Below are 19,340 nucleotides of genomic sequence, written 5' to 3'. Positions count from 1 at the left end.
CCGCGAGGGTGTAGGAACGCCGAAGGGCGAAGCCTTTCGGCTCCGCCCTTCGGCGCTATGGCGCTGCTCGCTACGCCGTAGCGAGCTGGCGCAGCACGTACTGCAGGATTCCACCGTTTCGGTAGTAGTCAGCCTCGCCGGGTGTGTCGATGCGGACAACCGCGTCGAACTCGATCGTCTGCTTGCCCTCGGGCGAGTCGGACGTGGGCTCGGCGATCACGTGGACCGTCTTCGGGGTGAAGCCTTCGTTCAGCTGCTCGATGCCCTGAATGGAGATCGACTCCGTGCCGTCGAGCCCGAGCGACGCCCAGGTCTCGCCAGCAGGGAACTGAAGCGGAACGACGCCCATGCCGATGAGGTTTGAGCGGTGGATGCGCTCGAAGCTCTCGACGATGACGGCACGAACGCCGAGGAGGCTGGTGCCCTTGGCCGCCCAGTCGCGCGAAGAGCCGGAGCCGTACTCCTTGCCGCCGAGGACAACCAGCGGAGTGCCCGCCTCTGCGTAGTTCTGGGCGGCGTCGTAGATGAACGACTGAGGTCCGTCCGCCTGCGTGAAGTCGCGGGTGTAGCCACCCTCGACGCCGTCGAGGAGCTGGTTCTTCAGGCGGATGTTCGCGAAGGTTCCACGGATCATGATCTCGTGGTTGCCGCGACGCGAACCGTACGAGTTGAAGTCCTTGCGGTTCACGCCGTGCTCGGTGAGGTAGCGACCGGCCGGGCTGTCGGCCTTGATCGAACCCGCAGGGCTGATGTGGTCGGTCGTAACCGAGTCGCCGAGCTTCGCGAGCACGCGGGCGCTCTTGATGTCGGTGACGGGCGTGAGCTCCATCACCATGCCGTCGAAGTACGGGGGCTTGCGTACGTACGTCGACTTATCATCCCACTCGAACGTGGCACCCGTCGGTGTCGGCAGCGAACGCCAGCGCTCGTCACCATCGAAGACGGCGCCGTACTCGCGCGTGAACATGTCAGTGTCGATCGACGTGTCGATCGTCGACTGCACCTCGTCGGCGGTGGGCCAGATCTCGCTGAGGAAGACGTCCTTCCCGTCTGAGTCCTGACCGAGTGGCTGCGTCTCGAAGTCGAAGTCCATCGTGCCAGCCAATGCGTAGGCGATGACAAGCGGCGGGGACGCGAGGTAGTTCATCTTCACGTCAGGGTTGATGCGGCCCTCGAAGTTGCGGTTGCCCGAGAGGACAGCCGTGACGGCGAGGTCGTTGTCGTTGATGGCTTCCGAGATCTCCTCGTTCAGCGGGCCCGAGTTGCCGATGCAGGTCGTGCAGCCGTAGCCGACGGTGTAGAAGCCAAGAGCCTCGAGCGAGTCGGTGAGTCCGGCCTTCTCGTAGTAGTTCGTGACGACCTTCGAGCCGGGCGCGAGCGTGGTCTTGACCCAGGGCTTCGCCTTGAGGCCTCGTTCGCTCGCCTTCTTGGCGAGGAGGCCGGCCGCAAGCATGACGGAGGGGTTGGAGGTGTTCGTGCAGCTCGTGATGGCTGCGATCGCGACGGAGCCGTGATCGATCGTGTAGCTCTGACCGTCGGCGCCCTGCACCTGGACCGGCTTGCGGTCGTGGGAGAAGGTCGGAGCAGTCTGCTTCTCGCGAACGTCGGAGTCATCCGAGCCCGGGGTGAGCTTCGCGGGATCGGATGCCGGGAAGCTGTCCTCGCCTGCGACGTCGACGAGACCGAAGTCCTCTGCCGTGTAGTCGGTCAGGTCCGCGCCGAACTGGCCCTTGGCCTTCGAGAGCTCGATGCGGTCCTGGGGACGACGGGGCCCGGCGATCGATGGGACGACCGTTGAGAGGTCGAGCTCGAGGTACTCCGAGTAGGAGAGCTCCTTGCTCGGGTCGTGCCAGAGGTGCTGCTCCTTGGCGTAGGCCTCGACGAGCTTGACCTGCTCCTCGCTGCGGCCGGTGAGGCGCAGGTAGCTGAGCGTCTCTTCGTCGATCGGGAACATGGCTGCCGTCGAGCCGAACTCGGGGCTCATGTTGCCGATCGTGGCGCGGTTGGCGAGTGGGACTGCGCCAACGCCTTCGCCGTAGAACTCGACGAACTTGCCGACGACTCCGTGCTTGCGCAGAAGATCCGTGATGGTCAGGACCACGTCGGTAGCGGTGACGCCCATCGGGATCTGGCCCTTGAGCTTGAAGCCGACGACCTTGGGGATGAGCATCGAGACGGGCTGGCCGAGCATAGCCGCCTCTGCCTCGATGCCGCCGACGCCCCAGCCGAGCACGCCGAGTCCGTTGACCATCGTGGTGTGGGAGTCGGTTCCGACGAGCGTGTCCGGGTAGGCCTGCAGGACGCCGGCCACCTCGCGGACGAACGTCACTCGGGCCAGGTACTCGATGTTGACCTGGTGGACGATGCCGGTTCCCGGGGGAACGACCTTGAAGTCCTCGAAAGCCGTCTGGCCCCAGCGGAGGAACTGGTAGCGCTCGCCGTTGCGCTGGTATTCGATCTCGACGTTGCGCTCGAGCGCGTCAGCCTGACCGAAGAGGTCGGCGATGACGGAGTGGTCGATGACCAGTTCTGCGGGAGCGAGTGGGTTGACCTTCTCCGGGTCGCCACCGAGCTGAGTAACGGCCTCGCGCATCGTGGCGAGGTCGACGATGCAGGGAACGCCCGTGAAGTCCTGGAGGACAACGCGTGCCGGGGAGAACTGGATCTCGGTGTCTGGGTCTGCCGTGGGCACCCAAGAGCCGAGCTTCTGGATCTGCTCGGAGGTCACGTTTGCACCGTCTTCGGTGCGGAGGAGGTTCTCGAGGAGAACCTTGAGGCTGAAGGGAAGCTTCTCGAAGCCCTCAACCTTGTCGATGCGGAAGATCTCGTACTCGGTGCCGTCGACACTGAGCGTGTCTTTGGCTCCGAAGCTGTTGACTGCGGTCACGTCTCGGCTCCTTCTTTGCAACTCTGGGTGCGCGGCCCGCGCCCAGCAATCATCTCGCGTCTCGCCGTGGCTTGCCTCGAAGGTGATCCAAAGTTGATCGAGACGCTTTTATCTTGACATCAAGATACTTTACCTGCTTCACTCTGCTCGCCCGACCGCGACGCACTCAAGAGCGCGCGTACGAACAGCACCGTGACGACCAGGACAACGGCATACATCGGCGTCCCCATGAGGAGGCGTGCGAGGCCGAGGGCCTCGACGTTCCCTGCAAAGTAGAGCGGGAGCTGCACGACGAGGCGCAGCGCGAAGAACCCGACCCAGACGAGCGTGATGACCGACATCCAGCGAAGCATCGCTCGGTCCTTACGCCAGCTCGAACCCTGACCCGTGATGAGCCCCGTCACGAGACCGATGACCGGCCAGCGCACGAGGACGGATATGAGAAGCGCCGCCCCGTACGCGGCATTCGTGTAGAACCCGACGAGGTAGAAGTTCTCACCCCTGCCGGTCGTCATTGCGAGGACTCCGGAGATGAGAAGCGCAACGAGCCCTGAGATGGCGGGAACGACCGGCTCCTTCTGGAGCGCACGGACCAGGATGAAGATCAGGCCGAGTACCGCAGGCGCAAGAACGGCGACCCAGAGCTCCATGCCAAGTGTGAACAAGACGAGGAACACGATGCCAGGGAGCAGTGTCTCGACGAGTCCTCGCACGCCGCCCATCGCCGCGAGCAGCGAGGCACCGCTGATGCCACCCTCGGTGAGGCGCCCAAGTGAGGAGGACTTCGCGACGTCCTCCAGCTTCCGCATGTTGGGAGCATCGGCAGCGCTCCTACCCGGTTCTGGCTGCTCGCCGGCGGGGAGGGTCATGCCTTCTCGGCCTCCCCGGACGCGGCATCTTCCGTAGCCGTCTTCGACGTGGGGTCGGCCATCGCCTTCGGGACGACCAGCGTCAGCAGCTCACGCGGCGGGAGCGGCGCGTCACCGCGAACGACGACGACGCTCCTGAAGAGCTCGACGAGCTCGACGCGTGTCGCCTCGTCACGAAGCGCCTTCCCCGTCAGGACTCCACGGAGGAACCACCGCGGGCCGTCCACGCCGAAGAATCGCGCCGACCTGGTCTGGGCGGAAGCCGTGCCCTTGACGACCACGGGAATCTTCGTGTCGAGCACAGGGCCGAGGATGCCGTCGACCTCCTCTGCGGTCCCGCCCTGCTTGCGGACCTGCTCGGCAAGCTGCGCCATGATCGAGTGCCACAGGCCGGTCGATCGCGGAGCCGCGAACGCCTGGATCTGCATCGTGGACTCCTTGTAGTCGAGCGCGACGGCGACAAGGCGCTTGGTCTTCTCCTCGACCTCGAGGCGAAGACCAAGGCCCTCGCGCGCGGGGATGCGCAGCGCACCGAGATCCACGTAGCGCTTCGCGGGGCTCGCCTCACTGATGTCGAAGGGCCCTCGTGACTCTCGGTCTTCCGGAGCTGACTTCGCATCCTCTACGTCCACATCGTCGAGGTCGTCTTCGAAGTCCTCGCCGTCAGTCTGCTCATCGTCGACCGAGAGCTTGACTGCCTTCTCCGGCTTCTCTTCTTCTTTTTTGAGGAAATCAAACAGTCCCATCGTGGACCTCCTGGTCAGATGAATAGCCGGTGGAGCCGAATCCGCCCTCACCGCGCTGAGAAGCGGAGAGCTGCTCGGTCTGGATGAAGCGCACGGGAGCCAGCTGCATGACGACGAGCTGGCCGATCCGATCGCCAGTCGCGATGTCGTAGGTCTCAGTGGAGTCGGTGTTGAGCAAGATCACCTTGATCTCGCCGCGATAGCCAGAGTCGATCGTGCCGGGCGCATTCACGAGCGTGATCCCGTGCTTGGCGGCGAGTCCGGAGCGCGGCATGACGAAGCCGACGGTGCCGTGCGGAAGTTCGAGGCGGACACCGGTGCCGACGATGGCGCGCTGACCGGGGGCCAGAGTGACGGACTCGGTGGCGACCAGGTCGGCCCCAGCGTCACCGGGCTGCGCGTACGTGGGGAGGACGCCCGAGACGGGCACATCTATGACAAAGCTCACCGTACGAGCCTAGCTGAGGCGTGACCGGATCGTGATCTGACAGCGGACCCCACCAAAGCGTGATGCAATATCGGCATGCCAGTTTTCCACGAGCGCCTGTGGCCAGCCGCCTGGGTCTACGTCGTCGGGTTCCTCATGGTCCCCGCCGTCATCCTCGTCTTCACGCCCATCAACTCCTGGATCGGCGCCGCGATCGCGGTGACGCTCTACGCGGCATTCCTGACTCTAGTCCTGGCCTACTCCCCCATAATCGAGGTCACCGCGACGCAGGTGCGGGTCGCTGGCGCGCACGTGCCGCTGAGCTTCACCGGGCAGTGCCTGCCGCACACGACCCGTGAGCGTGCCCGCCAGGCGGCTGGGCCGCAGCTCGATTTGCGCGCCTGGCTGTGCATCCGCGGCTGGATCCCCACGTCGCTCACGATCGAGATCACGGACGACGCCGACCCGGTGCCGTACTGGCTCGTCTCGACTCGGAGACCGACCGAGCTGGCAGCAGCCATCACGGAGGCGCGCGCGGTCAACCAGCGCAAGGCTGGCTAAGCGGATCGACACCGCGCACAGCAAAAGAGCGAAGCCGCATCCAACCGGATGCGGCTTCGCTCTTGGGTGATGCTGTCGGTCAGGCCGTCGCGCAGTCGTGGCAGACGGGGCCGAGGGCCGACGTCTTCTCGAGCTGCGAGCGGTGCTTGACGAGGAAGCACTCGACGCAGGTGAACTCGTCGGCCTGCGGCGGGATCACCACGGTCTCAAGCTCAACGTCTGCGAGGTCTGCTGCTGAGAGGTCGAAGCTGCCGGGGTTGTCGGCATCCTCGGCGTCAACACTGCCGGAGAGACGATCCGGCACTCGCTCCTTCAGCGCCTCGATGGACTCTGCGTCATCGTCGGTCTTGCGAGGTGCGTCGTAGTCGGTCGCCATACCTATCCAAATCTCTTCAACGAGGGGAACTCCCCCAGGCGCGGCAATTGTGCACGACTCAGGGGTGAAACTCAAACCGAAGTGAGCAGTGTTCGCGCGGAGCGAGATCAAAAGGCGATCAGACTTGGGCGGCGCGCCCCAGGGCTCCCCGATTCCACCCCCACTGCGTGTGATGCTGTGCCCCAGGAATCGGCAACGCCAAGGAGTACGAGCATGCAAGAGCTCAGATTCATCGACCTGGATGAAGGTGCCCTCGTCGTGTCCGGAGATGACGGCCAGCGCTTCCGAGTCACGATCGACGAAGCGCTCCGCGATGCCCTGCGGCCGCGCATCTCCACGCGCGTGGAAGCACCGAAGGTGCCACCGCGCGCCATCCAGCAACTCATCCGCGCCGGCAAGACGATCGACGAAGTCATCGAACTCACCGGTGCCGCGCGCGAGGACGTCGTGCGCTTCGAGGGACCGGTGCGCGCCGAGCGCGACTATGTGGTCCGCCAGGCCCGTGCCGTCACCGTTCGGCTGAAGACCGACACCGACCCGCTCGGACAAGACGGCACGAGCTTCGGAGAGGTCATCGACGACCGTCTCGACGCCTCCGCCGCCACGGCCGTCATCTGGGACGCTTGGAAGGACGAGGAAGAGGGCTGGCGCGTTGGCCTGTCGTTCGCGGTGGACGAGATCTCTCGTGAAGCCCTCTGGGGTTTCGAGCCCAAGACCCAGGCGCTCACGCCGTTAAACCCGACGGCGACGATGCTCTCGCAGCAGGGAGAACCGACGCCACTCGGCAGTCCGCGCCTCCGAGCGGTCGTCGAGGCACCCAAGCGGGACGTGCAGGCGGCGACTCATGTCGAGCCGGCCACGAAGGAGCCCGTCTCCTGGATCGGCGCGGCGGCGTCGCGCTTGGAACGTGCGACCGAGCAGCAGCATCACGAAACCGCCGACCTGCTTGAGGCGCTGCGCCGGCGCCGCGGCGAGCGAGTTCCGCAGTCCTTCGAGGAGGACGGCGACGGTGAGGGGAGCGAAGACGCTTCGGCGGATGCTGAAGACGAGTCCAGAGCATCAGAGGTCGAGCCCTCACCCGTCAAGCTCTTCACGCCGCGCACCCGCGACGAGGATCGCTTCGAGACCGAGACGATCGAGCCGAGCGACTTGGGGACAGGCGGAGTCCGAGCAGTTGACGTGCCCCTCGACGGACTCGACGAGCCGAAGCGCGAAGCCGACGAGCCTTCCCAGTCGAAGAACTCGCCGAAGCGATCTGGTCGCGCCGCGATGCCGAGCTGGGACGAGATCGTCTTCGGCACTCGTAGCGACGAATAGCGACGAATAGCGTCGAATAGCGTCGAATAGCGTCGACGAACGACACCCGGCGACGTCGGGGAGCGTCCCGCGTGCCTCAGTGCGTGAACGCGCCCGCGCGAATGAGCGGGACGATGGTCTCCTCCGGCGTGATCGAACCATGCTGGCCGACAACAAGTCGAGCTCCGGACTGCATGGACGAGGCGTAGTACGTGACGCCCTTCGTCGCGGCCACGATGACATCGCCGATGCGCTCTGCCGCGGCGAGCGCGACGTTCGGCCCGTACCAGCCATTCGAGACGGCTTCAGCGCGCGTGAGGACGCTCGCGCGGGCTCCCTGCGACTCCAGCCACCGGTCCCGCAGCTCCTCCGCGGCCTGGTCCCCCGCGTCCGCCTCGAGGTACAGATGCCGAAGCCGCGGCTCCCCCGCCATCGCGACGACCCCGTCGAACAGCGGGTCGTCATCGTCGACGTCGATCTGCCGATGCCGAGGGATGTCGATCATGCCGTGGTCTGCCGTCACGAGAATGCCAGTCCCCGCATCCACGCCTCGGTTGAGTGAGTCGAAGGCCGCGTCGAGTTCCTCGAGGCGAGCCAGCCAGGCGTCCGATTCCCAGCCGTGAGCGTGACCCGCCTGGTCGAGCTCCGCGTTGTAGAGGTAGATGAGTGCACGCGGATACTCGTCGAGGGCGGCCAGCGTCACGTCGACTCGCTCCCGCATGGTCGCGCCCTCGAGGTAGATCGCCCCGCGGAGCGAAGCGTGAGTGAGGCCAGAGTCACGGTACTGGGGCATGCCGACGACGATGCTCTGCACCTCGGACCCCCCGTCTCGCAGTTCCTCGAAGACCGTGCGCTGGAGCTGCCAGGTCGCCGGGTCCATGCCATCCCCCCAGCCCGAAAGCTGGTTGCGGATGATCCCGGCGTCGCGGTCAAAGAGCGAATAGCCCATGAGCCCGTGTTCGCCCGCCCGCGTGGCGGTGGTGAGCGACGTGATGCCAGCGACCGTCGTCGACGGGAACGAGAAGGCGGTGTCCTTCTTGCGCCAGTCAGCGGTGAGGTGCCTGGCGTGACCGGTTCTGGAGCGCAGCATCGACGCTCCGAGCCCGTCGACGAGCATGACGACGACGGATCGTGCCTCAGGGAGGCCAAGCGCACCGGTTTCACCCCGCAGAGAGGTGAGCGAATTCGGCAACACGTCGGAGAGCGTCGGGCGACCGCTCGCCGCGCTGAATAGCATGGACGACATCCGTCCCAGTCTCCCACAGGGGCGCCTACGCGCTGGACTTTCAACTCGAACACGGCCTTCCGACAGGTGACATGAGCACAACACGCAACGACGACTCCTCCTCGATGAGCGAACAGCGCATCGAGGACATCGACGTCTCGACCGAGATGCAGTCTTCATTCCTCGAGTACGCCTACTCGGTCATCTACGCGAGGGCCCTTCCCGACGCACGCGACGGCCTGAAGCCGGTGCAGCGCCGCATCCTCTACCAGATGGCGGAGATGGGGCTTCGACCTGACCGAGGGCACGTGAAGTCGGCGCGTGTCGTCGGAGAGGTGATGGGGCGCCTCCACCCGCACGGCGACACCGCGATCTACGACGCGCTTGTCCGCATGGCGCAGGGGTTCGTGCAGCGTGTGCCCACGATCGACGGCCACGGCAACTTCGGGTCGCTTGACGACGGCCCCGCGGCCCCTCGCTACACGGAGGCCAGACTCGACGCCGCCGCCCTGGCGCTCACGGCCGAGCTCGACGAGGACGTCGTCGACTTCGTGCCCAACTACGACAACTCGACGACCCAGCCGGAAGTGCTTCCAGCGGCCTGGCCGCACCTGCTCGTCAACGGAGCGAGCGGGATCGCCGTCGGCATGGCCACGAACATGGCGCCGCACAACCTCGGCGAGGTGATCGCCGGTGCCCTGCACCTCCTCGAGAACCCGGGTGCGACCCTCGAAGAGATCATGCAGTTCATCCCTGGGCCCGACCTGCCGTCCGGAGCGCGAATCACTGGGCTCGACGGCATCAGAGATGCATACGCTGGTGGGCGCGGCTCGTTCCGCACCCGTGCCACGGCGAGCGTCGAGCGGGTGACCGCACGCAAGTCCGGCATCGTCGTCACCGAGCTGCCCTATATGGTTGGCCCCGAAAAGGTCATCGAGAAGATCAAGGACGGCGTGCAGGCGAAGAAGCTCGCCGGTATCAGCGACGTCGCCGATCTCACCGATCGCAAGCATGGCCTGCGCCTTGTCATCGAGATCAAGACCGGGTTCGATCCGGAAGCGGTACTCGAGCAGCTCTACAGACACACGCCGCTCGAGGACATGTTCCACATCAACAATGTGGCGCTGGTCAACGGCGGACCGCAGACCCTCGGACTCATCGAGTTGCTCCGCGTGTACCTCGACCACCGGATCCTGGTGGTGCGCAGGCGGAGCGCCTTCCGTCTCGCGCGGAGGCTCGAGCGTCTTCACCTCGTCGAGGGACTCCTTGTCGCGATCCTCGACATCGACGAGGTCATCCAGATCATCCGCTCGAGCGATGACGCGTCGGCCGCCGGCGAGCGTCTGCGCATCGTGTTCGACCTGTCGGAGCTGCAGTCCGAGTACATCCTCGAGCTCCGTCTGCGGCGCCTCACGAAGTTCTCGCGGATCGAGCTCGAGTCGGAGCGCGACCAGCTCAAGCAGGAGATCGCCGAGCTCGAGCGACTGCTCGGCGACGAGCAGCTGCTGCGAGCCCGCGTCGGTGCCGAGCTCCGGGAGACGAGCGACCGCTTCGCCACTCCCAGACGCACCCTCCTCACGGAGGGTCAGGGGACTCCCCCGAAGCGCGGCAAGGCGATCGAGACGACGCAGCTGCAGCTCGCCGACTCCCCGACGCAGGTGCTGCTCTCGACGACGGGCCGCCTGCTCCGAATCGACACCCTGGAGGCGGATGCGCGCCTGCAGCAGCCATCCAGGCGCAGCAAGCACGACGCCGTGAGATCGCACGTGACCACGACCGTGCAGGGCGAGCTCGGGGCCGTCACCAACCTCGGTCGGCTGCTCCGGGTCCCCGTCGTGGCGCTCCCCTCGAGCCCCCAGGGCTCTGTGCTGCTCTCGGCCGGAGTAAAGGCGCACGACTTCGTCGGCCTGACGAATCCCAAGGAGCAGGTTGTCGCCCTGGTACCCATCGATCAGGAGACCCCGATCGCGCTCGGCACCAAGCTCGGCGTCGTGAAGCGCGTGACGGGCATCGACTTCGGGAAGAACCGCGAGCTCGAGATCATGACGCTCAAGGCCGGCGACGAGGTTGTTGGCGCCGCGCTCGCCTCGGACGAAGATGAGCTCGTCTTCGTCACGGACGACGCCCAGCTGCTTCGCTTCTCTGGCAACCTTGTGCGGCCGCAGGGCCGCTCAGCCGCGGGAATGGCCGGCATGAAGCTGTCGGACGGGGCAGCCGTGCTGACGTTCGCCGTCGTGGCAGCGGCGAACATCGAGATCGCCGAGGTCGCGAGCGTCGCCCGCAACGAGGACGCGCTGGAGGGAACGGACTCGGGGACGGCCAAGGTGTCGAGCCTCAGCGAGTTCCCCGCGAAGGGCCGCGCGACGGGTGGGGTCAGGGCCCAGCGTCTCCTTCGCGGAGAGCGTCGCCTCAGCACGGCCTGGGTCGGGCCCGGTGCCCCGTTCGGAAACGCCCGTGACGGCGCCGTGCGCGCGCTGCCCACCGGTGGCGCGAAGCGTGACGCGTCCGGAACCCCGCTTGAGCAGGTCGTGGACTTCATCGGCCGCGGAATCGGCGATCCGACGCCGTTGCCCGGTGTCGGGGCTGAGGGTGCCGCGCCGGGCTCCGGCGACTCGACGGCCGCATCCGTCGCCGACTGATCGATCAGTCCCGTCAGAACGAAGAGGGCAGGCTTCCTTGGGAGCCTGCCCTCTTCGTTCTGCTGCGAGTCGAGCGGGGCTAGACGTCGATGTCTGCCCGCGCGATCTGCTCTGATCCCTCGATGATGAACTCCTTGCGAGGCGCCACGTCGCTGCCCATCAGCAGGTCGAAGACGCGCTCAGCGTTGTGCGCGTCAGCGTTGGTGACCCGCCGGAGCAGACGCGCGCTCGGGTCCATCGTCGTGTTCCAGAGCTGGTCCTCGTCCATCTCGCCGAGGCCCTTATACCGCTGGATGGGGTCCTGGTAGCGCTTGCCCTGCTTGTCGAGCTTCGACAGCAACGTGTGCAACTCCTTCTCGGAATAGGTGTACACGGTTTCGTTCGGCTTGCGGCCGGCATGCATGATGACCACCCGGTGCAGAGGCGGCACCGCCGCGTAGACGCGCCCCGCGTCGAGCATGGGACGCATGTAGCGGAAGAACAGGGTGAGGAGCAGAGTGCGGATGTGCGCGCCGTCGACATCAGCGTCGCTCATCAGGATCACCTTGCCGTAGCGTGCCTGGCCGATGTCGAAGCTGCGACCGGAGCCCGCCCCGACGACTTGGATGATCGATGCGCACTCCGAGTTGGAGAGCATGTCCGAGATGGACGCCTTCTGCACGTTGAGGATCTTGCCGCGGATCGGGAGGAGCGCCTGGAACTCCGAGTTGCGGGCAGGCTTCGCCGTTCCGAGCGCGGAGTCTCCCTCGACGATGAAGAGCTCGCTCTGCGCGACGTCGTTCGAGCGGCAGTCGACGAGCTTCGTGGGTAGCGAAGAGCTCTCGAGCGCGTTCTTGCGGCGCTGGGTCTCCTTGTGGGCGCGGGCGGAGAGCCGCGACTTCATCTCCTGCACGACCTTGTCGAGGAGGAGATTGGATTCCGCCTTGTCCTGACGCTTCGTCGAGGCGAACTTCTCCGTCAGTCCGGCGGTGACGGCCTTCTGGACGATCGCGCGCGCAGCGGGCGTGCCGAGCACTTCCTTCGTCTGTCCCTCGAATTGCGGCTCTGGGATGCGGACGGTCACGACCGCGGTGAGCCCGGCGAGGACATCGTCCTTGTCGAGCTTGTCGTTGCCCACCTTGAGCCGCCTGGCGTTCTTCTCGACCTCTGCTCGGAAGAACCGGAGCATCCCCTGTTCGAAACCGGCGAGGTGAGAGCCGCCCTTCGGTGTCGAGATGATGTTGACGAAGCTCTTGACGTTCGTCTCATAACCGGTACCCCAGCGGAGAGCGAGATCGACGTGCATCGTGCGCGCGACCTCTTTCGTGACGAGCTGGAGGCCCTCGTCATCCAGCACTGGGATGGTCTCGGTGAACTCCCCGCTCCCCTCGATCCGCCAGGTGTCGGTAGTGGGCGCATCTGGAGCCAGGAAGTCGGCGAACTCGGTGATGCCGCCGTCGAAGCGGAACTGCTGTGTCGTCGGCTGCGACGACTCGTCCCTGGCGTCCTCGATCACCATCTCGAGCCCAGGCACGAGGAACGCCGTCTGCCTCGCCCGCTCGGCGAGGTCGTTGGTCTGGAAGCTCGCCTCCTTGATGAAGACCTGCGGGTCAGCCCAGTAGCGCACGCGCGTCCCGGTGACGCCGCGCTTCGCCTTGCCAACGACACGGAGCTCGCTCGTCTTGATGAACGGAACGAAGTTCGACGTCGGGCTCGGTCCGCCTGACCCGTCCTCGAAGATGCCGGGCTCGCCTCGGCGGAAGCTCATGGCGTAGGTCTTGCCGCCGCGGTCAACCTCGACGTCGAGACGGGCGGAGAGCGCGTTGACGACGGAGGCGCCCACGCCGTGCAGTCCACCGGCGGAGCCGTAGTTGCTCGCGCCGAACTTTCCGCCGGCATGCAGCTTCGTGAAGACCACCTCGACGCCGCTCAGGCCAGTCTTGGGCTCGATGTCGACGGGGACTCCTCGCCCGTCATCGTCAACGCTGACGGATCCATCGCTGTGCAACTGAACCCGGATGCGCGAGCCGTGGCCGGCGAGCGCCTCGTCAACCGAGTTGTCGATGATCTCCCAGAGGCAGTGCATGAGCCCGCGGGAATCCGTTGACCCGATGTACATGCCGGGCCTCTTCCGAACCGCATCGAGCCCGTCGAGCACCGAGAGGTGTCTGGCTGAGTATGCGTCTCCGGAATTCGCCACCGAGGTCCACGTCCTTCTTCTGGGTTGCCTTGCGTTCGATCTCAGCACAGCCGCAGACAGCGGCAGGCCACCTTCGAGCGTAGACCGGATGCGCGCATTCGGGGGCCTCCCACACCACGGTGGCCCCACGCGCGCCTCAGCCGGGCCTTGAAGCGCCGGTGCTAGCCTGACCAAGCCCAGCGACGACAAGAGAGGGCACAACGTGCAGACTCCCGAGCCGGTGCGCAGACGCATCCACATCGACCTTCGCGCGATCCGCGAGAACTCCACCAGACTCTTGGGATCCGAGACCGCCAGCTACGCCGACCTCCGAGCCGACGCATACGGCCATGGCGCGCTCCGCGTGGCCGAGGCGCTCGACGGTGAAGGCTACGAGGGCTTCATCGTGTCCCCCGAGCTCGACCGAGGCTCCCTCTCGCACCTGCGCACAAAGCTGCTGGACGCCGACTCGGTCAACTCGGACAAGATCACTGGAGGCTCCCTCTTCGGGCTCACCGACCGCGCATACCGCCCGGCGATGCGGGTGAGCGCTGAGGTGCTCGCCGTCAAGGACATCGGGCCTGGCGAAGGTGTCTCCTATGGCTACAGCTATGTCACGACGAGGCAGACCCAGCTGGCGCTTGTCGGCGTCGGCTACGCGCACGGCGTCGTCCGGCGGGCATCCAACACGGCACCCGTTCTCCTCGGTGGCCAGACTCGAACCATCGTCGGGGCGATCTCCATGGACCAGTTCTCGGTAGACCTGCTTGGCGCCGAGGTCGCCCCGGGTGATCTGGCGATCCTGTTCGGCGATCCGGCTCTCGGCGAGCCGAGCATCCTCGACTGGCAGCACGCGACGGGTCTGAGGGCCGCGGCGATCGCAAGCCGGATGAGTCCGCGATTCGAACGGAGCTACACATGAACCGGGCCACCGCGCACGTCGATCTCGGGGCTATCCGCCACAACATCCAGACACTCGAAGCCCTCGCCCCACAGTCGCAGTTCATGCTCGCCGTGAAGTCCAACGCCTACGGCCACGGCCTCCACGAGGTTGTGCGCACAGCACTTGACGCTGGTGTGACTTCCTTCGGCGTCCTGGAGTCGACCGCTGGACTCGAGCTTCGCAGCTCGGGCGTCGACGTCCCTCTCTTCGCTTGGATGCACGGCCGGGACACCGACTTCGCAGCGGCAGCTGAGGCACGCATCGATCTCGGCGTGCAGACATTCTGGCAGCTCGAGGCGATCGCCGCGAGCGGTGCTGGGGTTGTCCCGCGCGTGCACCTGAAGATCGACACGGGGTTGCATCGCGGTGGCGCTGACCAGCCACGCTGGACCGAGTTCGTGACCGAGGCACTGCGCTTGCAGGCCCTTGGCAAGGTCGAAGTTGTAGCGGCCTGGAGCCACCTGTCCGATACCTCGCACAGTGCCGACCTCGAATCGACCGCGCTGTTCCGCTCGGCCGTAGAAGAGGCCAGGTCGCTCGGCGCGCAATTCGAGCTGCTGCATCTCGGGGCGAGCGCAGCCGTCATCGACCTCCCGGAGGCCCACTTTGACCTCGTGCGCGTTGGCATAGCTGCCTACGGCATCTCGCCGTTCGGCGACCGCAGCGCTGCCGACCTCGGACTGCGACCGGCGATGCAGCTCCGAGCTCCGGTGCTGGATGCGCGCCACGGGCTGGCCAGCATCGCGGTCGGCTTCGGCGACGGCATCCAGTCCGACCCGGACGGAGGTGCGTTTGTTCTCGTCGACGGCCACGTGGCACCGGTCGTCGAGGTTGGCGTCGACGAGACCGTCGTTGCACTTCCCTCGGGTGCCGGCCAGGTTGCCGCCGGCAGCGAGTGCATCGTGTTCGGCGATGGCACCCACGGCGAGGCGACGGCAGAGCAGTGGGCCGTCTGGGGCGAGACGGTCGGCGACGAGATCGTGACCGGGCTCACCAAGCGCGTACTCCGCGACTTCGCCGCGGCCTGACCGAACCCGCTCGAGCCTCAGCTCTGGGGGCGTGACTTTCCCGCCCCCAGCGGCGGAGTCAGGAAGCTGGAGCGGTCAGGCCGATCCGCCGCATGAGCGCGAGGCGTGCGTTCCTGGACCAGAGGTCAAGGCGGGCAAGTTCCTCGCCGCCGTCCCCGAGGCTGTGGTCGGCATCGCGGCGCTGAACTGCCTGCTCGAGGAGCTGGTCTGCCAGCGAAGGGTTCAGGGCGAGAATCGGGCCGTGCAGGTGCGTGCCGATCGCGTTGAGCTGTCTGGCGCCTTCCGACCCTTCGTTCTCCGCCGCCGCTCCGCCGTTGCCGAACCCGCGCACGATCTCGCCGAGCGCTTTCGCGCCGGCATCGAGTGTCGTCACCGCGTTGTGGTTGGCGAACCCTGCGAGGAGGCCGCCGTCGGTACGTACGACAGTTTCTGCGACGCTCTGGGACTGCTCGCGAACGGCTTTCGAGGCGAACACGCCGAGGCCGTCGAGCTCTCCGTCGTCGTGGATGATGCTCGAGCCGAGCAGCTCCCAGCCGCCGCCGACCGCGAGAAGCGGCATGCCGGCAGTGACGAGTTCGCGGAGCTGCATCGCGTGCCGAAGTGCATCCGACTGGACCGTCTGCACCGCTGCAAGCGGGCCGGAGCCGATGTGGAGGAGGTCGACGGCGTCTGGCAACGCGACGGCACCACGGCCGACGTTGACAACTTCGACCTCGAGGCCGCGGGCTCTGGCGCGCTTGGCGAGCACGGTCACGTTGCCGACGTCGCCGTTGATCCCGAGCTCGACCGGGTAGAGGTGCGCGATTCGCAACATCATGAGTTGGCCTTCCCCTCGATGCCGGACTGCCCAAGTCGGCGGCGGATCGACATCATCTGCTCGTAGTTCACGATCATCGTCTTCATACCCTTGCTTGGCTTCGGCAGAGCGAGGAACTTGTCCAGTGCATCACCGAGGCTGGGCTCAACAAGGCCAACGGGGATATCGCCGTAGCCGAGCCTGGTCGCGATCTGCCACGCCTTTGTGCCGGAGACCACGTCGACGTGGTCGAGTCGGCTCAGGTCGGCGCCGAAGATCCACGACGGGTCCGGGGTGCCCTCGTCGACGGAGACGAAGACCTGCTCGGGAGCCTCTTCGAGGGCATCCAGGTTCATCTGCAGGCTCGGAGGGTTCTTCATCATGATGATCTCGATCTCCTCACCACGCACGCTCATGACTTCGCCACGACCGTAGACCGTCTGCGACTCGCCAAGCGCTTCCGCGACGAGCGCGGGCACAAACGAGTCGCCGAGGATGCGCTGAGCGGTGGCGGCAGCGCCAGCGGCGTCGAGTGCGTAGTGCAGGCCGCGGGCAGGGAGGCGGATGGCGATCTCTTCATCGCCGAAGCGGAGGGTCGCGTCCCGCCCGTTCAGCGAGACGACTTGCACAGCTCGATCACCAGCAGCAACCTCGACGCTCGCGGCCGAGATGTCATCGAAGTTCGAGAGGCCGTTCGGCGACTGCTCGATGAGTTCGGGGGTGACTCCGAACCACGTCACAGGCGCGTCGAGTGACGGCGGAAGGCTCCGGAGCGAGGCGTCGTCAGCGTTCAGCACGCTAAAGTCGCCGCAGGCCCCGGCAATGGTGCGGAGGAACTCCGTCACCCGAGACGGGTCGTAGAAGCGGTTGAGCTGATCGACCTGCACGTTGAGCAGGAGCACTCCACGAGGGTGGAGGTGCCCAAGGAGGCGCGGGCCGTAGGCCTCGTCGACCTCCAGTACCGCGATGTCAGCTCGAAGATTGCCGTTGACGTCGACGTCAGGGAGCATCGAAGAAGCGATGCCCTGCGGGAGGTTGCCACCAGAGGAGTTCGTGAAGACGCGCAGCCCGTGGCGGCGCAGCATCCTGGTGAGGAAGTGCGTGGTCGTGGACTTGCCGTTGGACCCGGAGACGAAGATGACGCCGAGCGGAAGTTTCGCCACTGCCGTCTCGAGGAAGTCCGGAGAGATGGCGAGTGCCACCCTCCCCGGCACCGCGGAGCCACCTCCGCGGAGACGCATGGCTCCGCGCGCGCTCCGTCCGAGACCGACGGCGATCATTCGCCGCAGCTTGCCACCCATGCACACTCCCGTTTCCGCGCAGTGTCTGCGCATCCGTCGAAACGGCGAGAGACCCCCGCCTCGCCGACCGCCGCCAGTATCTCACGGGCCCGTGTCGGGACCACGGACGTCACGCGGTGGCGCCGCTGCTACGCGCAGGGCGAACCTGACCCCTCAAATCACCCGGGATTCCAATGCCCGTGCTCTAATTGTCGTGATCGCAAGATCACCGAAGCTTTGGAGGCATCATGACGGAGAGCACAACGGCCCTGCGCACCGACTCGGCGCCCATCGCCGCAACAGACCGTTGCGACGCGTGCGGAGCTCAGGCGTACGTCCGCGTGCAGCTGAGTGCGGGAGAACTCCTCTTCTGCGCCCACCACGCGACACGCCACGAAGAGAAGCTCCGCCAGCAGGCGGTCGCCTGGCACGACGAGACTTCCCGCCTGCACGGCGAGAAGGCTGCAGCCGGACAGCCCGCAGAGTAACCCACCGACGAATCCCGTCACGGCACACGCCGCGAACGACGAAGGCCCGGATGCGATTGCATCCGGGCCTTTATCGTGAACTGAGTCCTGCCGTGCGCACTTGCCGAGCGGGCCTAAGCGTGCCGAGTGGGCCTGAGCGTGCCGAGTAGACCTGAGCGCTCTGGCCGAGTGGGCGCGATCTCGTCCTCAGATAGCGCCCACTCGACAGGTCTCGCTACTCGAGGTAGTCGCGCAGCGACTGCGAGCGCGACGGGTGGCGCAGCTTGGCCATCGTCTTGGACTCGATCTGGCGGATGCGCTCTCGAGTCACACCGAACGTGTCGCCGATCTGATCGAGCGTCTTCGGCATGCCGTCTCCGAGGCCGAAGCGCATGCGAATGACACCAGCTTCGCGCTCGGCAAGCGAGTCGAGCAGCGATTCGAGCTGGCGCTGCAGCATCGTAAAGCTCACCGCGTCTGCGGGGACTACGGCCTCGGTGTCCTCGATGAGGTCACCGAACTCGCTGTCTCCGTCTTCACCGAGCGGCGTGTGCAGCGAGATGGGTTCGCGGCCATACTTCTGCACCTCGACGACCTTTTCAGGGGTCATGTCGAGCTCCTTGGCGAGCTCCTCCGGCGTGGGCTCGCGACCGAGGTCCTGCAGCATCTGACGCTGGACGCGGGCGAGCTTGTTGATGACCTCGACCATGTGCACCGGGATGCGGATCGTGCGTGCCTGGTCCGCCATTGCACGCGTGATGGCCTGGCGGATCCACCAGGTCGCGTAAGTGGAGAATTTGAAGCCCTTCGTGTAGTCGAACTTCTCGACTGCACGGATGAGGCCCATGTTGCCCTCCTGGATGAGGTCAAGGAACTGCATTCCTCGACCCGTGTAGCGCTTGGCGAGGCTCACGACCAGGCGGAGGTTTGCTCCGAGGAGGTGGCTCTTAGCCCGGTCGCCGTCTCGGGAGACCCACTTGAGCTCGCGGACGAGCTGCTTGTCGAGCTCACCTTCCTGCTCCTTGAGCTTCTCGGCGGCGAACAGGCCAGCCTCGATGCGCATGGCGAGGTCAACCTCTTCGGCCGCGTTCAGCAGTGCGACCTTTCCGATCTGCTTCAGGTAGTCCTTGACCGGGTCAGCCGTCGCACCGGTGATGGCCGCGGAGTAGACCGGAGTCTCTTCCTCGTCGTCGCTTGGCGTGAGAACGATGGCGCCCTGAACGCGCGCCTTCTCTGTGTCTGCCTTTGCGTCCTTCGGGTCGGCCGGCTTGACCGAGTCGTCGTCGGAGTCTGCGTTGTCGGACGCATCCGCGTCGACATCGACCTCTTCGATCTCGCCCTCTTCTGCGCCGTCTTCGGGCTCGTCACCCTCGACCTTCTTCTTCGCTGCAGCGCGCTTGCGGGGTGCGGCCTTCGCGGTCGTCCCCTCGGCCGCAGTTGCGGTCTTACGCTTCGCAGGTGCGCGCTTCGCAGCGGGCTTCTTCGCCGCCGTTTCGTCTGCTGTGCTCTCGGTGTCGACGGCTGCGACAGTGTCTGCGCTCGCCTTCTTCACCGGCGTCGCGCGCTTGCGCGCCGGCGCCTTCTTGGTTTCCTCGGTTGCTTCTGCAGTAGCCGTGGTAGCTCCCGTGCGTGTCGCCATGTT

Annotated in this window: 16 protein-coding genes; 6 read left to right on the top strand and 10 right to left on the bottom strand. The window is 66.1% G+C overall.

The features are described 5' to 3' along the window. Nucleotides 1-70: 70 nt before the first annotated feature. The 4 genes from acnA to dut all read right to left on the bottom strand — a co-directional run bounded on the left by acnA (nt 71) and on the right by dut (nt 4,950). Nucleotides 71-2,887 (bottom strand): aconitate hydratase AcnA, encoded by a 2,817-nt coding sequence (gene acnA / locus C5B85_RS03215; RefSeq protein ID WP_104284586.1) that lies wholly within the window; start codon nt 2,885-2,887, stop codon nt 71-73. A 119-nt stretch (nt 2,888-3,006) separates the two neighbouring features. Next, nucleotides 3,007-3,756, bottom strand: a complete 750-nt coding sequence (locus C5B85_RS03210; protein ID WP_104284585.1) for a DUF3159 domain-containing protein — start codon at nt 3,754-3,756, stop codon at nt 3,007-3,009. Beyond that, nucleotides 3,753-4,502 carry a DUF3710 domain-containing protein gene (locus C5B85_RS03205; protein ID WP_104284584.1) on the bottom strand — a complete coding sequence of 250 codons (750 nt, stop codon included), beginning with the start codon at nt 4,500-4,502 and terminating at the stop codon, nt 3,753-3,755. The genes C5B85_RS03210 and C5B85_RS03205 overlap by 4 nt, the downstream gene beginning before the upstream one ends. Then, nucleotides 4,489-4,950: a dUTP diphosphatase gene (gene dut / locus C5B85_RS03200; protein WP_181064248.1), complete on the bottom strand. Its 462-nt coding sequence runs from the start codon at nt 4,948-4,950 to the stop codon at nt 4,489-4,491. The genes C5B85_RS03205 and dut overlap by 14 nt, the downstream gene beginning before the upstream one ends. A 75-nt stretch (nt 4,951-5,025) precedes the next feature. Here dut and C5B85_RS03195 point away from each other — a divergent pair, with 75 nt between their 5' ends. After that, complete coding sequence (locus C5B85_RS03195; protein ID WP_104284583.1) at nt 5,026-5,490, top strand: DUF3093 domain-containing protein; 465 nt, start codon at nt 5,026-5,028, stop codon at nt 5,488-5,490. Between the two features lie 79 nt (nt 5,491-5,569). On the opposite strand, the gene C5B85_RS03190 is transcribed toward C5B85_RS03195, so the two are convergent. Then, a complete protein-coding gene (locus C5B85_RS03190) occupies nt 5,570-5,866 on the bottom strand; it encodes a DUF4193 domain-containing protein (RefSeq protein ID WP_068483549.1) in 297 nt (98 codons plus the stop codon). A gap of 213 nt (nt 5,867-6,079) precedes the next feature. Between C5B85_RS03190 and sepH the strand changes: the two genes are divergently transcribed. After that, entirely contained in the window at nt 6,080-7,183 is a 1,104-nt protein-coding gene (sepH, locus tag C5B85_RS03185; RefSeq protein ID WP_104284582.1) for a septation protein SepH, read from the top strand. Between the two features lie 76 nt (nt 7,184-7,259). On the opposite strand, the gene C5B85_RS03180 is transcribed toward sepH, so the two are convergent. Continuing rightward, complete coding sequence (locus C5B85_RS03180; protein ID WP_181064247.1) at nt 7,260-8,408, bottom strand: alkaline phosphatase family protein; 1,149 nt, start codon at nt 8,406-8,408, stop codon at nt 7,260-7,262. A gap of 71 nt (nt 8,409-8,479) precedes the next feature. On the opposite strand from C5B85_RS03180, the gene C5B85_RS03175 reads away from it, so the two are divergent. Continuing rightward, on the top strand, nt 8,480-11,026 hold the full coding sequence (locus tag C5B85_RS03175) for a DNA topoisomerase (ATP-hydrolyzing) subunit A (protein WP_104284580.1): 2,547 nt from the start codon (nt 8,480-8,482) through the stop codon (nt 11,024-11,026). Between the two features lie 79 nt (nt 11,027-11,105). Here the strand turns inward: C5B85_RS03175 and C5B85_RS03170 are convergent, their stop codons facing one another. After that, nucleotides 11,106-13,205 carry a type IIA DNA topoisomerase subunit B gene (locus C5B85_RS03170; protein ID WP_258070555.1) on the bottom strand — a complete coding sequence of 700 codons (2,100 nt, stop codon included), beginning with the start codon at nt 13,203-13,205 and terminating at the stop codon, nt 11,106-11,108. 220 nt (nt 13,206-13,425) lie between these two features. Between C5B85_RS03170 and C5B85_RS03165 the strand changes: the two genes are divergently transcribed. Continuing rightward, nucleotides 13,426-14,106 carry an alanine racemase C-terminal domain-containing protein gene (locus C5B85_RS03165; protein WP_146077826.1) on the top strand — a complete coding sequence of 227 codons (681 nt, stop codon included), beginning with the start codon at nt 13,426-13,428 and terminating at the stop codon, nt 14,104-14,106. Further along, entirely contained in the window at nt 14,103-15,155 is a 1,053-nt protein-coding gene (locus tag C5B85_RS03160; protein ID WP_104284578.1) for an alanine racemase, read from the top strand. Before C5B85_RS03165 ends, C5B85_RS03160 begins: the two co-directional genes overlap by 4 nt. 58 nt (nt 15,156-15,213) lie before the next feature. Here C5B85_RS03160 and C5B85_RS03155 read toward each other — a convergent pair whose 3' ends face one another. Together C5B85_RS03155 and C5B85_RS03150 are read right to left on the bottom strand one after the other, a co-directional pair. Next, nucleotides 15,214-15,972 carry a type 1 glutamine amidotransferase gene (locus C5B85_RS03155; protein ID WP_104284577.1) on the bottom strand — a complete coding sequence of 253 codons (759 nt, stop codon included), beginning with the start codon at nt 15,970-15,972 and terminating at the stop codon, nt 15,214-15,216. Continuing rightward, on the bottom strand, nt 15,969-17,252 hold the full coding sequence (locus C5B85_RS03150; protein ID WP_258070554.1) for a Mur ligase family protein: 1,284 nt from the start codon (nt 17,250-17,252) through the stop codon (nt 15,969-15,971). The genes C5B85_RS03155 and C5B85_RS03150 overlap by 4 nt, the downstream gene beginning before the upstream one ends. Nucleotides 17,253-17,479: 227 nt before the next feature. Between C5B85_RS03150 and C5B85_RS03145 the strand changes: the two genes are divergently transcribed. After that, the gene (locus C5B85_RS03145) at nt 17,480-17,719 is read left to right on the top strand and encodes a hypothetical protein (RefSeq protein WP_068483529.1); all 240 of its coding nucleotides are present in this window, start codon (nt 17,480-17,482) and stop codon (nt 17,717-17,719) included. A 214-nt stretch (nt 17,720-17,933) separates the two neighbouring features. Here the strand turns inward: C5B85_RS03145 and C5B85_RS03140 are convergent, their stop codons facing one another. After that, a complete protein-coding gene (locus C5B85_RS03140) occupies nt 17,934-19,337 on the bottom strand; it encodes an RNA polymerase sigma factor (protein WP_104284576.1) in 1,404 nt (467 codons plus the stop codon). Nucleotides 19,338-19,340 lie beyond the last annotated feature (3 nt).

This window comes from Pseudoclavibacter sp. AY1F1, assembly GCF_002931075.1.
Classification (GTDB): domain Bacteria; phylum Actinomycetota; class Actinomycetes; order Actinomycetales; family Microbacteriaceae; genus Pseudoclavibacter.
Note: the sequence above shows the minus strand (reverse complement) of the source record. Positions and strands in the feature narration are given on the sequence as shown.